Here is a 12795-nt window from a genome sequence, read left to right as displayed (position 1 = left end):
GCTCAGACGGACTCTGCCACCGTCTTGCCGCCCCGCGCGGCGTCCCCGGCCGCACCGCCCTCGGCCGGCTTGTCGGGGTCCGCCGCCTTCTCGGGACCGGCCCCCCGCAGCGCGACCTCCTTCACGAACCACGCCGCGATCAGCGCGCCGATCGCCACGACGGAGCCGAGCAGGAACGCGGAGTGCGTGCCGGAGGAGACGGCGAACTGGTAGGCCTCGCGGGCCGGGACCGGCAGCTTCGCCAGGCTGGCCGCGTCCAGTTGCGCCGACTGCTCGGTGACCTTCCCGCCGAGCGCGCCGGCCCGCTGCGCCATGATGTCCTGCACCTTGTTGTTGAACAGGGCGCCCATGATGGCGACACCGAACGACGAACCCAGGGTGCGGAAGAGCGTGGTGGACGAGGACGCGACGCCCATGTCCTTCATCTCGACGCTGTTCTGCGCGACCAGCATCGTGATCTGCATCAGGCAGCCCATACCGGCGCCGAGGACGGCCATGTACAGGCCGGAGGTGAACCGCGAGGTCCCGGTGTCCATCTGCGCCAGCAGGAACAGCCCGGCCACCATCAGGACGCTGCCGGCGATCGGGAAGATCTTGTACTTGCCGGTGTTCGTGGTGACCCGGCCCGCGACCAGCGAGACGACCATCATCGACAGCAGCATCGGCAGGAGCAGCAGACCGGAGTTGGTCGCGGACGCGCCCTGGACAGCCTGCTGGTAGAGCGGCAGGAAGAGGACCGCGCCGAACATCACGAAGCCGGTGATGAAGCCGATCAGGGACATCAGGGTGAAGTTGCGGCTGCGGAAGATGTGCAGCGGCACGATCGGTTCGGCGGCCTTGGTCTGGGAGAAGACGAAGCCGACGAGCGCGGCGACACCGATGCCGGCCAGCTCCATGATCACGGCGGAGCTCCACGCGTACTCGGTTCCGCCCCAGGTCGTGACCAGCACGATCGAGGTGATGCCGATGGTGAGCAGGGCCGCGCCGAGGTAGTCGATCTTGCCCGTGCCGCGCTTCTTCGGCAGGTGCAGCACCGCGGTGATCATGACGAGGGCGACGGCGCCGATCGGCAGGTTGATGTAGAAGGCCCAGCGCCAGCCCAGGTGGTCGGTGATGGTGCCGCCGACCAGCGGTCCGCCGATCATGGCGAGCGCCATGACGCCGGCCATCATGCCCTGGTACTTGCCGCGCTCCCGCGGCGGGATCAGGTCACCGATGATCGCCATGACGCCGACCATGAGACCGCCGGCGCCGAGGCCCTGGACGGCCCGGAAGCCGATCAGCTGGCCCATGTCCTGGGCCATGCCGCTGAGTGCGGAGCCGATCAGGAAGATGACGATGGAGGTCAGGAAGGCGCCCTTCCTGCCGTACATGTCGCCGATCTTGCCCCAGATGGGGGTGGAGGCGGCGGTGGCGAGCGTGTAGGCGGTGACCACCCAGGAGAGGTGGTCGAGGCCGCCGAGTTCGCCGACGATCGTGGGCATCGCGGTGCCGACGATCATGTTGTCGAGCATGGCGAGCAGCATGGCGATCATCAGCGCCATCAGCACGACGCGTACGCTGCGTGGTTGTTTCGCCTGCTTTTTGTCGTGTATCGCTGCTGTCGCCATGTTCCCCAGCTCCCCCAGGTACGGATGAGTGGCCGGGACTTACTTGACGCCCGGCTAGTTACCTACGATGGTGAAGGTAGAGCGGGAACTAGCCGGGCGTCAAGTAAGTTTCTCCCCAGAGACTTCCAAGGAGCACGAGAGGCACGCGATGGTCACGGGCAGCACCAGCAAGCCGCAGCAGCGGCGCGGCAACACGCGCCAGCGCATCCAGGACGTGGCCCTCGAACTGATCGCGGAGCAGGGGTACGAGAAGACGTCTCTGAGAGAGATCTCCGAGCGGCTCGGTGTTACGAAGGCGGCGCTCTACTACCACTTCAAGACCAAGGAAGACATCGTCGTCAGCCTCTTCGACGATCTGATGACCCCGATCGACGAGTTGATCGCCTGGGCCGCGGACCAGCCGCCGACCCTGGAGACGAAGCGCGAGATCCTCACGCGGTACGGGGTGGCGCTGGCCAACGCGGCGCCGCTGTTCCGTTTCATGCAGGAGAACCAGGCGACCATGCGCGAGCTGCGGATCGGCGAGGACTTCAAGGAGCGGATGAAGGGGCTCCTGGACCACCTGCTGCCCGAGGACGTCACCCTGACCAACCGGGTGCGCTGCTTCAGCGCGCTGTTCTCCATGCACGCGGGGATGTTCGTGCTCCGGGAGGTCGAGGGCGACATCGAGGAGAAGCGCGAGGCCATCCTCGAGGTCGCCACGGACCTGGTCACCCAGGCCCACCGGAGCTGAACTCCGGCAGGTCACCGCCGCGGGCGCGGATCAGACGTGCACGCCCTTGGAGTGCAGGAACGCGACGGGGTTGACCGCGGAGCCGTAGTTCGGCGTCGTGCGGATCTCGAAGTGCAGGTGCGGGCCGCTGGAGTTGCCGGTGTTGCCGGACTTGGCGATGTGCTGGCCCGTGGTCACGCTCTGGCCGACGTGGACGTCGACGCGGGACAGGTGCGCGTACTGCGAGTACGTGCCGTTGCCGTGCTTGATGACGACGGCGTTGCCATAGGCGGGGCCGTCGCCGGCGCCGTTGCCGCCGGTCTTGACGACGGTGCCGCCGTGCGCGGCCATCACGTCCGTGCCGAGCGGCACGGCGAAGTCCTGGCCGGAGTGCTTGCCGGAGGCCCACATGCCGCCGCCCTGGGCGTAGCCCGCGGAGAGCTTGTAGCTCTTGACCGGGTCGATCCAGGAGGCGGCCTTCTTCGCGGCGGCCTCCTTGGCCTTCGCGGCGGCTTCCTTGGCGGAGGTGGCGGCCTTGGCCTGGGCGGCGGCCTGCGCCTCGACGGACGAGGCGGAGACGCCCGGCAGCGCGCTCTGGGCGGAGTCGGCGGCGAACGCGGCCCCGGCACCCAGCGCGGCGGTCATTCCGAGACCGGCGGCCACGACGGCGGCACGCTTGCGGAAGGTCGGCGTGGTGGGGCGGTGGGACATGGTGCGCTTCGACATGCGGGAGACCTCTTCGAGCTTCGGGGACGTTCGGGTCCGGTGCGCCCGCCGGGAGCCTGAGCGGACTCCGTCGGGGCGAGAAGGGACCCGGCTCACGTCCTCGTGTCGCCGGGTCGGCCATCCCTTGGTAACCCCCGCCCCCACCCGGGTTCAAAAGCCCCATCTACTACGAAACCTCGTATAGCTCCAGGGTGACGGCGGTCTCTTGACACCCCTGAGGAACCCCATCCGAAGTGCCGGATTTATCCGCTCATCCATGGTTTAAGCACACTTGGCGCAGCTGTTCCCCAGCCCATTCAGCCCCACTCCCCTCTTTGTTCTCAAAACGGACAAATCATCAAGCCTCGTCGGGCACGTTCGCACCGCCTCCCGCTACCCACGTCCCACTATTTCCGGTAGTACGCGACAAATCACCTGTGCGGCTTGTCACCGGTGTCCAAGATCCAACCTCCGCCGAGTGTGATCGGGGCTACGCTCCCGGACCATGGATCCCGCTGTCCTCGGCACCCGGCTGGCATCGAGCCTGATCGCCCCGGCGCTCCGGAAACTGCTCGTCCAGGAGGGCCCCGGCGCGGGCCTCACCGATCGGCCCGTGCGCCTCTCGGGGCTGGTCTCCTTCAAGGGCGAGAAGCGCACCCTGACCGAGCAGGACGTGGAGCGGCTGGCCGGCAAGCTCGTGCGGGCCGCGCTCGACGGCCCCGGCGAGCCCCCGTTCCCCCACGACGAGGGCGAGGCGGTGGTGCTCGCGCTGGCCCGGACCCTGCGCGCCCTGGGCGACCTGGGGATGGACGACGTCCAGGCGGTCCGGCTCGGCCACCGCGAACTGGCCCGCGCGCTGCGCACCGCGGCCCCCACCCCCGGCCTGTCCACGGACGCGGCCTACTTCCTGGACTCCCTGACCGAGTGGGCGTGCCTGCACATCCTGCACTTCTTCACCCAGCGGTCGACCTTTGTCTCCCGCACCCTGGTCGAGCAGAGCAGGGGGCAGGCCGAGACCATCGCCAAACTGGACGCGCTGCTCGCCCGCACCCCGGTCCGCGCCGGCGCCACGGACCGCGCCTTCGAGGAGCGCTACCGGCGCTATCTCGCGCTGCGCCACAACCGCCTGACGATCTTCGGTCTCGACGCCCGCGACACCGCCGACACCTGGCCGCTCGACCTCGCCTACCTCGGCCTGGAAGCGACGGCCGACGACGACGCCCCGCCGGGCCCCGGCTCCCCCGGGCCCGTGCCGGCGACCGTACGGCTGCCGGTCTCGGCCGCGTTCGCCGACCACGCCCGTGTGCTGCTGCGCGGCGGCGCCGGCTCCGGCAAGACCACCCTCATCCAGTGGCTGGCCACCACCACCGAGGACCGCGTCCCCTACGTCCTGCCCCTGCGCACCCTGGTCCGCGCCGCCCGGCTGCCCGCACCCGCCGACTTCCTGGCCGGTACGGACTGCCCGCACACGCCCCCCGACGGCTGGGCCGAGCGCGTCCTGACCGACGGCCGCGCCCTGGTCATGGTCGACGGCCTGGACGAGGTGCCCGCCGCTGACCGCGCCCGGGTCCGCGACTGGCTCCTCGCGCTCGTACGCGGCTATCCCGGCGCGGGCGGCAACCGCTGGCTGCTCACCGCCCGCCCCACGGCCGTGCGCCCGCAGTGGCTGGCCGGGGACGGCTTCACCGAACTGGCCCTCGCACCCATGGACGGGGAGCGCGTCACCGCGTTCGTCCGGCGCTGGCACGCCGCGGCCGGCGCCGCCGAGCACGAGGAGCCCCTCCTCGACGTCCTGCGGGCCAAACCCGACCTCGCCCTGCTCGCCGCCAACCCCTTGATGTGCGGCCTGATCTGCGCCCTGCACCGGGCCCGGCGCGGCTACCTCCCGCCGCGCCGCAAGGCCCTGTACGACGCCGCGCTGCAGATGATCCTCACCGAGCGCGACCGGCAGCGCGGCATGGGCGGCCTCAACGGCATCCACCTGGAGACCGAGGACCAGATCGAACTCCTCCAGCGCCTCGCCTACGCCCTCCTCCTCGCGGGCCGCAGCGAGATGGACGAGGAGACCGCCCTCTCCCTCCTGGAGCGCGCCCTGCGCTCCGTCCCCGCGGCCGCCGCGCAGGGCGACGCCCCGGCGATCCTGCGCCACCTCCTGCTGCGCAGCGGCGTCCTGCGCAGCCCGGCCCCGGGGACCGTCGACTTCGCGCACCGCACCTTCCTCGACCACCTCGCCGCCCGGTACGCGGTCGAGGAGGGCCACTTCGACGTCCTGCTGGGCCGCGCCGGCGACACCCAGTGGGAGGACGTCCTGCGCATGGCCGTCGCCCACGCCCGCACCCGGGAACGCGGGCGCCTGCTGCGCGGGCTGCTGGCCCCGGCCGTCCCGCGCCTGACCCTGCTGGCACTGGCCTGCCTCCAGGACGCGGCCTCGGTCGACCAGGAGGTGGCGGAGGAGGTACGGGAGCGGGCCGCGGAGCTGATCCCGCCGGGCTCGCAGTCCGAGGCGGAGCGCCTGGCCCAGGCGGGCCGGCTCGTCCTCGAACTCCTGCCCGGGCCGCGGGGCCTGTCCGACGACGAGGCGCACGCGGTGACCGTGACGGCGTCCCTGCTCGGCGAAGAAGGCGCGCTGCCGGTCCTGAAGAAGTACCGCGCGCACCCGTCCTTCGCGGTGCGGCGCCAACTGGTGGGCACGTGGCACCGGTTCCCCGCCCGGCGGTACGCCGACGAGGTCCTGGCCCACCTGGACCGCGACCGGCTCGATCTGACCGTGCGCAGCCGCGATCAGTGGGAGGCGGCGCGGAGCATGGCGCCCTGGCGCAGGCTCGACCTCACGGGCTCGTTCACCTGGCCGGAGATCCTCGCCGTCGCGGACCCGGAACGCCTGGAGAGCCTCGCGCTCACCGACAACCCCGCCGTGGACGATCTGTCGCCGCTGCGGGAGCTGCCCGCCCTGCGCACCCTCACTCTGCGCCGCAGCCCGCACACCCTCGACCTCGCACCGCTCGCCGGTACCGCTCTGAACCATCTCGGGGTCATCGACGTACCCGGCACCCGTGGCCTGTCCACGCTGCGGCGGCTGGCCTCCCTCACGATCGGCTATCCCCTGCCCGGGGCGGCGCTCACGGACGAGCTGCCCTTCTCCGACCGGCTGCGCTCCCTCTTCCTGACCCGGGGCGCGGTACGCCACACCGGGCTGCGCGCCCTGTCCATCCTCTCCGGCCTCGGCTACCTCAGCCTGAGCGCGGCGCTCGGCCCCCTCCGCGCCGCCGACTGGGAGGAGCTGGCCCTCCACGGCCGGCTCACCGCCCTCTTCCTGGCCGCGGAGGTCCTCCCGCCGACGCCGCTGGAGGAGCTTCCCAGCGTGACCCGGCTCGGTCTGCACCTGCCCGGCGGCCCCGCGCAGTTCGCCCCGTACGCGCCGCTCTTCCCCTCGGTCCGCGCCGTCGAGATCTTCCCCGGAGCGACGACGGACCAGGACCCGGCCGCGTACGCCGCCCTCTTCCCGCGGGCGGAGGTCGCCCTCCGCGCCGGCTGACGCGGCACGAAAAGGTGGGCCCGAACCGTCCGGAAGGAACGGTTCGGGCCCACCTTTGTCAGGCTCACCCCGGAGGGGTTACGCCTCCTTGCTCAGATTCGGCCCCGCGGAACCACCCGCGGCCGCGTCCTCGATCGGCGGGACGTCGGGCAGCGCCGACTTCTCCTCGCCGCGGAAGGTGAAGGTCTGGGTGTCGCCCTCGCCCTCCGTGTCGACGACCACGATGTGGCCCGGACGCAGCTCGCCGAAGAGGATCTTCTCCGAGAGGGTGTCCTCGACCTCGCGCTGGATCGTGCGACGCAGCGGACGCGCGCCCAGCACCGGGTCGTACCCCTTCTTGGAGAGGAGTTCCTTCGCGGACTGCGAGAGCTCCAGGCCCATGTCGCGGTCCTTGAGGCGCTCGTCCACCTTGCCGATCATCAGGTCGACGATCTTCAGGATGTCTTCCTGCGTGAGCTGCGGGAAGACGACGACGTCGTCGACACGGTTGAGGAACTCGGGCCGGAAGTGCTGCTTGAGCTCGTCCGAGACCTTGTTCTTCATGCGCTCGTAGTTGGACTTCGTGTCACCCGTGGCCGCGAAGCCCAGGTTGAACCCCTTGGAGATGTCCCGCGTACCAAGGTTGGTCGTCATGATGATGACCGTGTTCTTGAAGTCCACGACGCGGCCCTGGGAGTCGGTCAGGCGACCGTCCTCCAGGATCTGCAGCAGCGAGTTGAAGATGTCCGGGTGGGCCTTCTCCACCTCGTCGAAGAGGACGACGGAGAACGGCTTGCGGCGGACCTTCTCGGTCAGCTGACCGCCCTCTTCGTAGCCCACGTAGCCGGGGGGCGAACCGAAGAGACGCGAGACCGTGTGCTTCTCGCTGAACTCCGACATGTCGAGGGAGATCAGCGCGTCCTCGTCACCGAAGAGGAACTCGGCCAGGGCCTTGGACAGCTCCGTCTTACCGACACCGGACGGGCCCGCGAAGATGAACGAGCCACCCGGACGCTTCGGGTCCTTCAGACCGGCCCGCGTACGGCGGATCGCCTTCGAGAGCGCCTTGACGGCGTCCCGCTGGCCGATGACCCGCTTGTGGAGCTCGTCCTCCATGCGCAGCAGACGCGAGGACTCCTCCTCGGTCAGCTTGAAGACCGGGATGCCGGTGGCGGTCGCGAGGACCTCGGCGATCAGCTCGCCGTCGACCTCGGCGACGACGTCCATGTCGCCGGCCTTCCACTCCTTCTCGCGCTTGGCCTTCGCCGCGAGCAGCTGCTTCTCCTTGTCGCGGAGAGACGCCGCCTTCTCGAAGTCCTGGGAGTCGATGGCCGACTCCTTGTCGCGGCGCACGCCCGCGATCTTCTCGTCGAACTCGCGGAGGTCCGGCGGCGCGGTCATCCGGCGGATGCGCATCCGGGAACCGGCCTCGTCGATCAGGTCGATCGCCTTGTCCGGCAGGAAGCGGTCCGAGATGTACCGGTCGGCCAGCGTGGCCGCCTGCACGAGCGCCTCGTCCGTGATCGAGACACGGTGGTGGGCCTCGTAGCGGTCGCGCAGACCCTTGAGGATCTCGATGGTGTGCGGCAGCGACGGCTCCGCGACCTGGATGGGCTGGAAGCGGCGCTCGAGGGCCGCGTCCTTCTCCAGGTGCTTGCGGTACTCGTCGAGCGTGGTGGCGCCGATGGTCTGGAGCTCACCGCGGGCCAGCATCGGCTTCAGGATGGAAGCCGCGTCGATGGCGCCCTCGGCGGCACCCGCACCCACGAGCGTGTGCAGCTCGTCGATGAACAGGATGATGTCGCCGCGGGTGCGGATCTCCTTGAGGACCTTCTTCAGGCGCTCCTCGAAGTCACCGCGGTAGCGGGAACCGGCGACCAGCGCACCGAGGTCGAGGGTGTAGAGGTGCTTGTCCTTGAGGGTCTCGGGCACCTCGCCCTTGACGATGGCCTGGGCGAGGCCCTCGACGACGGCGGTCTTGCCGACGCCGGGCTCACCGATCAGGACCGGGTTGTTCTTGGTACGGCGCGACAGGACCTGCATGACGCGCTCGATCTCCTTCTCGCGCCCGATGACCGGGTCGAGCTTGGACTCACGAGCGGCCTGCGTCAGGTTGCGGCCGAACTGGTCGAGCACCAGGGACGTGGAGGGGGTGCCCTCCGCAGGACCGCCGCTGGCGCCGGCGGTCTCCTTGCCCTGGTAACCGGAGAGCAGCTGGATGACCTGCTGCCGCACCCGGTTGAGATCGGCGCCCAGCTTGACGAGGACCTGGGCGGCCACACCCTCGCCCTCGCGGATCAGGCCGAGCAGGATGTGCTCCGTGCCGATGTAGTTGTGGCCCAGCTGAAGGGCCTCGCGGAGCGACAGCTCCAGGACCTTCTTGGCACGGGGGGTGAAGGGGATGTGGCCGGACGGAGCCTGCTGGCCCTGCCCGATGATCTCCTCCACCTGCTGGCGGACCGCCTCGAGCGAAATCCCGAGGCTCTCCAGGGCCTTAGCGGCGACACCCTCGCCCTCGTGGATCAAGCCCAGGAGGATGTGCTCGGTGCCGATGTAGTTGTGGTTGAGCATCCGGGCTTCTTCCTGAGCCAGGACGACAACCCGCCGCGCGCGGTCGGTGAACCTCTCGAACATCGTTAATCGCTCCTCAGAGCGGTCAGGCAGTAAGGGGTCGGTCCCCTCCCTGTCCTTCCGCAGCTTAGTCCCGCAAGCGGGGACCGCTCATTCATCTGCCGACACCCGGACCCTTCCCTGGACAGTCTCCTATCCTCAAGCGCCGACACCTGCTCCAACCCGATGGTGCGAGACGATGTTCCCGCAGGCCAGGCAGATACCCCCACCATCACTACGCCGATGGCGAACGCGAGATGCCCGGCGCACGCGTGTCGCCCCTCCCACTAGGGATGTCTTACCCGCACTCGCGGACAGTCCATGCGGCGCACGCCGGTTCCCTCCGCTACGGGCGAACACCATTGCGCCACCCCGCGCTCCCGTACGCCGTTTCGACGCGAACTCTGCGCGTCCGTCCGGCGACAGCACGTAACTCCCGGGCGCCCTCGGCGGTTGCTCCTGGCATGGTCGCCTCTTCGTCCGTCCCCGGCTCCGCCGTCCCGCTGCCCCGGCGCCCGCTCGAAGCGGCCGGCTGCGGCTCCGACCCCGTCCGGCGGTGGTACGCGGACGCGCTCGGCTGGGCTGCGGAGCCCGGCCCGCGCGGAGCGCGGCTGCGCACGGGCGTGCGGTTCGATGTGCTGGAGCTGCCGGCGGACGCGGGCTTCGCGATGCTGCACCGGTGCGATCCCCGCTCGCCGGTGGCCGTGCGGGGGGAGACGATGCAGCTGCTGGTCGCGGCGGGCAGCGCGGACGAGGTGCCCGGCCTGCTCGACTGGCTGGAGTGGGGGGCGCTGGCGACGGACCTCGTCGCCCTGGGGGCGGACGGGTTCATCGACGCCCCGACACCGCCGGGGTGGGCCGGTCCACAGGAGGCCGCGACGTGGGCGCGGCCCCCCGAGCCCGGACGCGACCTCGCACCGGTGCTGCCGGCCCTGACGAGCCTGGCGGCCGTCTCGACCTCGTCGGCCGTGGGGGGCGGTGGGGGCGCCCCCGATCTCGTACGACTCGTGGACACGGCCGCGACCCACTGCCACCGTGCCCGTCTGCGCCGCGCATCCGCAGCGCCGGGACCTCAGCCGTTGGCCTTCTCGTAGGCCTCGCGGATCGCCTGGGGGACACGGCCGCGGTCGTTCACGTCGTGGCCGTTCTCCTTGGCCCAGGCGCGGATCTGCGCCGTGTCCTGGTTGCCGCCGGAGGCGGCGCGCGCCTTGCCCCGCCCGCTCGCGGCACGGCCACCGGTACGCCGGCCGCTCTTCACGTACGCGTCGAGAAGACCGCGCAGCTTGTCCGCATTGGCGGTGGTGAGGTCGATCTCGTATGTCTTGCCGTCGAGCGCGAACGTCACGGTCTCGTCCGCCTCGCCGCCGTCGAGGTCATCGACAAGAAGGACCTGAACCTTCTGTGCCACCGGGATTTCCTTTCATCGATAACTGAAGGCCGGCCTCCCGCGACCGCGGCCGCTGTTTCGCCGTCCCCTTGTTATATGCAGTACTGCAGTACGTCGGAAAGCAAACCGCTTTTGCCGGAAAAACACAAACCCCTGGCTGAGATCGGGAGAGATCCCGGAGTTGTACGCTGCCCAGCCGGGCCGAAAACATGCGCGTTTCGGACATAGGGGGACCGCTCGCCGGTCGTTGCCGGAATACGGGGCGGGCGATCACAGATGCAGAAGCATCCGGCTGTTGCCCAGGGTGTTCGGTTTCACTCGTTCGAGACCGAGGAACTCCGCTACGCCCTCGTCATAGGAACGGAGCAGCTCACTGTAGACATCGGTGTCGACCGTATCGACGGGCGTCTCACCGATCTCCACGAAGCCGTGCTTGACGAAGAACTCGACTTCGAAGGTGAGACAGAAAACGCGGCGAACACCGAGCCAGCGGGCGGTGCGGAGCAGCTTGTCGAGCACCTGGTGGCCCACGCCGCCGCCCTTGACCTGGGGGTTCACCGCGAGCGTGCGGACTTCCGCCAGGTCCTCCCACATGACGTGCAGCGCGCCGCAGCCGACGACCTCGGCGTTGTCGTCCCGTTCCGCGACCCAGAACTCCTGGATGTCCTCGTAAAGCGTCACGGTCGCTTTGTCGAGCAGGATCCCCTGGTGGCTGTACGCGTCGAGCAGGCGGCGCACCGCGGGTACATCGGCGGTCCTGGCCCTGCGGACGGTGATGGCATTCGCGGTCGAATCGGAGCGGGTGAAGACTTCCGGGGGCTCTGCTGGCATGTGCGGACGCTATCGCCCGGGCCCCTCGTCCGCTTCCCCGGGTCCTGACGGCACTTCGGACGGCACTTCGGGCGCCACTTCAGGCGGTGCTTCGGCGGGCACTTCGGCGGGCACTTCGGGCTGAACGATGCGCATCGCGTCCCTGAGTGCTTCGCGCTGCTGGGACGACATCATGCCGAAGAAGGCGACGAGCGCGGCCGCGGGGTTGTCGCTGCGGGCCCACGCCTCGTTCATCAGCGCGGCCGAGTAGGCGGCGCGGGTGGAGACGGCCTCATATCGATAGGCCCGGCCTTCCGCCTCGCGGCGTACCCAGCCCTTCTGATGAAGATTGTCCAATACGGTCATGACCGTGGTGTACGCGATCGACCGTTCCTGCTGGAGATCCTCCAGAACTTCCCTCACCGTCACCGGGCGGTTCCACTTCCACACCCGTGTCATCACTGCGTCTTCGAGTTCTCCCAAGGGGCGGGGCACGAACAGCACAATAGTGGGAGAAGACGGTAATTCAACGCCGGACGTGGCGAGCAGCGGGAAACAATGACAAAAGGGGCGCCTCTCGGACGCCCCTCCGTACGGCTGCGGCCCGCCGCCGCGGTGCGGTCAGGCGCCGGCCTCGTGCCGCACGCCGCCCTGCTGGGCGGCCTCGGCGCGCGCGAGGGCGGCGTCGACGGCCGCGTCCTCCTTGGCCTTCTTGTCGCCACCCTGCGACTTCACGATCGTCACGATCAGACCGATGAAGAACGCGGCCATCACTACCGGGGGCACGAGCGCGGAGACGTAGTCCATGCCCCCAGAGTAGCTAGCCCACGGCCCACTGCCGCGGCGGGGCCGGGGGCTGCGCGGGTCGGCGTTTGGGCGGGAAGACCTCGGCCGGGGTGGGCACGGGCTTGGGCGGGGTGGCGGGGCCGGGGCGCGCGGGCGGCTGGCCGGCCGCCGCGAGACCGCCGGGCAGTGCGAGCAGATGCGAGCGGGAGGCCGGCACGCGCGGGCGCCGGGGGGCTTCCAGGCGGGCCCGCAGGTGCTGTTCGGCGAGGACCTGGCAGCGGCCGAGCAGGGCCGCCGCCCGGGGGTTGCCGCGCAGGGCGCGCAGTCCGGCGAGGTCGTCGGCGCCGGGCTGGTGGCCCGCGGCCAGCGCGTCCTCGAGCAGGCTCAGATAGCCGGTGGCGGAGCCGGGCAGCGCGGCCCGGTACCGGTCGAGGTCGGCGAGCAGGAAGGCGCGCATACGGGCGCTCTCCCGCGCGGCGTCGTCGACCGATTCGGCGAGTCGAAGACAGTCCCGGACGTCCGTGTCCGAGGCGGGGCTGGGATGGAGGGCGAGGGCGAGGGCGCGTCGGAGCACACGCAGCTCTTCTGCACCGAACGCCAGGCCGCCGCGGTTTCCGTAGGGCGTGGGCATGAACTGACGATACGCACTATTACCGACAAA

At 70.2% G+C, this 12795-nt stretch carries 11 protein-coding genes; 3 read left to right on the top strand and 8 right to left on the bottom strand.

Annotated features, from left to right (window positions below; translation table 11 throughout):
* Nucleotides 1-2 precede the first annotated feature (2 nt).
* The gene (locus tag ABZY33_RS02360) at nucleotides 3-1610 is read right to left on the bottom strand and encodes an MDR family MFS transporter (RefSeq protein WP_356489546.1); all 1608 of its coding nucleotides are present in this window, start codon (nucleotides 1608-1610) and stop codon (nucleotides 3-5) included.
* A 148-nt stretch (nucleotides 1611-1758) separates the two neighbouring features.
* On the opposite strand from ABZY33_RS02360, the gene ABZY33_RS02355 reads away from it, so the two are divergent.
* Nucleotides 1759-2343 carry a TetR/AcrR family transcriptional regulator gene (locus ABZY33_RS02355; protein ID WP_356489545.1) on the top strand — a complete coding sequence of 195 codons (585 nt, stop codon included), beginning with the start codon at nucleotides 1759-1761 and terminating at the stop codon, nucleotides 2341-2343.
* 30 nt (nucleotides 2344-2373) lie between these two features.
* Here ABZY33_RS02355 and ABZY33_RS02350 read toward each other — a convergent pair whose 3' ends face one another.
* A complete protein-coding gene (locus ABZY33_RS02350; protein ID WP_356489544.1) occupies nucleotides 2374-3048 on the bottom strand; it encodes a M23 family metallopeptidase in 675 nt (224 codons plus the stop codon).
* A gap of 484 nt (nucleotides 3049-3532) precedes the next feature.
* On the opposite strand from ABZY33_RS02350, the gene ABZY33_RS02345 reads away from it, so the two are divergent.
* Nucleotides 3533-6562 carry an NACHT domain-containing protein gene (locus tag ABZY33_RS02345; RefSeq protein ID WP_356489543.1) on the top strand — a complete coding sequence of 1010 codons (3030 nt, stop codon included), beginning with the start codon at nucleotides 3533-3535 and terminating at the stop codon, nucleotides 6560-6562.
* 78 nt (nucleotides 6563-6640) lie between these two features.
* On the opposite strand, the gene ABZY33_RS02340 is transcribed toward ABZY33_RS02345, so the two are convergent.
* Nucleotides 6641-9175: an ATP-dependent Clp protease ATP-binding subunit gene (locus tag ABZY33_RS02340; RefSeq protein ID WP_356489542.1), complete on the bottom strand. Its 2535-nt coding sequence runs from the start codon at nucleotides 9173-9175 to the stop codon at nucleotides 6641-6643.
* 440 nt (nucleotides 9176-9615) lie between these two features.
* Between ABZY33_RS02340 and ABZY33_RS02335 the strand changes: the two genes are divergently transcribed.
* Nucleotides 9616-10245, top strand: coding sequence for an SCO3374 family protein (locus ABZY33_RS02335; RefSeq protein ID WP_356489541.1), 630 nt, complete (start codon nucleotides 9616-9618; stop codon nucleotides 10243-10245).
* Here the strand turns inward: ABZY33_RS02335 and ABZY33_RS02330 are convergent.
* The 5 genes from ABZY33_RS02330 to ABZY33_RS02310 all read right to left on the bottom strand — a co-directional run bounded on the left by ABZY33_RS02330 (nucleotide 10224) and on the right by ABZY33_RS02310 (nucleotide 12765).
* Nucleotides 10224-10559 carry an Lsr2 family protein gene (locus ABZY33_RS02330; RefSeq protein WP_356489540.1) on the bottom strand — a complete coding sequence of 112 codons (336 nt, stop codon included), beginning with the start codon at nucleotides 10557-10559 and terminating at the stop codon, nucleotides 10224-10226. The genes ABZY33_RS02335 and ABZY33_RS02330 overlap by 22 nt on opposite strands.
* A gap of 249 nt (nucleotides 10560-10808) precedes the next feature.
* The gene (locus ABZY33_RS02325; RefSeq protein ID WP_356489539.1) at nucleotides 10809-11369 is read right to left on the bottom strand and encodes an amino-acid N-acetyltransferase; all 561 of its coding nucleotides are present in this window, start codon (nucleotides 11367-11369) and stop codon (nucleotides 10809-10811) included.
* A 9-nt stretch (nucleotides 11370-11378) separates the two neighbouring features.
* On the bottom strand, nucleotides 11379-11843 hold the full coding sequence (locus ABZY33_RS02320; RefSeq protein WP_356489574.1) for a BlaI/MecI/CopY family transcriptional regulator: 465 nt from the start codon (nucleotides 11841-11843) through the stop codon (nucleotides 11379-11381).
* Nucleotides 11844-11969: 126 nt separating this feature from the next.
* Complete coding sequence (locus ABZY33_RS02315) at nucleotides 11970-12155, bottom strand: hypothetical protein (protein WP_356489538.1); 186 nt, start codon at nucleotides 12153-12155, stop codon at nucleotides 11970-11972.
* A 13-nt stretch (nucleotides 12156-12168) separates the two neighbouring features.
* Nucleotides 12169-12765 (bottom strand): hypothetical protein, encoded by a 597-nt coding sequence (locus ABZY33_RS02310; RefSeq protein WP_356489537.1) that lies wholly within the window; start codon nucleotides 12763-12765, stop codon nucleotides 12169-12171.
* Nucleotides 12766-12795 lie beyond the last annotated feature (30 nt).

The organism is Streptomyces sp. NPDC006552 (genome assembly GCF_040611655.1).
Classification (GTDB): Bacteria; Actinomycetota; Actinomycetes; order Streptomycetales; family Streptomycetaceae; genus Streptomyces.
Note: the sequence above shows the minus strand (reverse complement) of the source record. Positions and strands in the feature narration are given on the sequence as shown.

What these genes read in the sequence shown, in the direction of transcription:
- ABZY33_RS02360 (WP_356489546.1), bottom strand. Translation starts at nt 1,610, where the DNA reads ATGGCGACAGCAGCGATACACGACAAAAAGCAGGCGAAACAACCACGC.
- ABZY33_RS02355 (WP_356489545.1), top strand. Translation starts at nt 1,759, where the DNA reads ATGGTCACGGGCAGCACCAGCAAGCCGCAGCAGCGGCGCGGCAACACG.
- ABZY33_RS02350 (WP_356489544.1), bottom strand. Translation starts at nt 3,048, where the DNA reads ATGTCGAAGCGCACCATGTCCCACCGCCCCACCACGCCGACCTTCCGC.
- ABZY33_RS02345 (WP_356489543.1), top strand. Translation starts at nt 3,533, where the DNA reads ATGGATCCCGCTGTCCTCGGCACCCGGCTGGCATCGAGCCTGATCGCC.
- ABZY33_RS02340 (WP_356489542.1), bottom strand. Translation starts at nt 9,175, where the DNA reads ATGTTCGAGAGGTTCACCGACCGCGCGCGGCGGGTTGTCGTCCTGGCT.
- ABZY33_RS02335 (WP_356489541.1), top strand. Translation starts at nt 9,616, where the DNA reads ATGGTCGCCTCTTCGTCCGTCCCCGGCTCCGCCGTCCCGCTGCCCCGG.
- ABZY33_RS02325 (WP_356489539.1), bottom strand. Translation starts at nt 11,369, where the DNA reads ATGCCAGCAGAGCCCCCGGAAGTCTTCACCCGCTCCGATTCGACCGCG.
- ABZY33_RS02315 (WP_356489538.1), bottom strand. Translation starts at nt 12,155, where the DNA reads ATGGACTACGTCTCCGCGCTCGTGCCCCCGGTAGTGATGGCCGCGTTC.
- ABZY33_RS02310 (WP_356489537.1), bottom strand. Translation starts at nt 12,765, where the DNA reads ATGCCCACGCCCTACGGAAACCGCGGCGGCCTGGCGTTCGGTGCAGAA.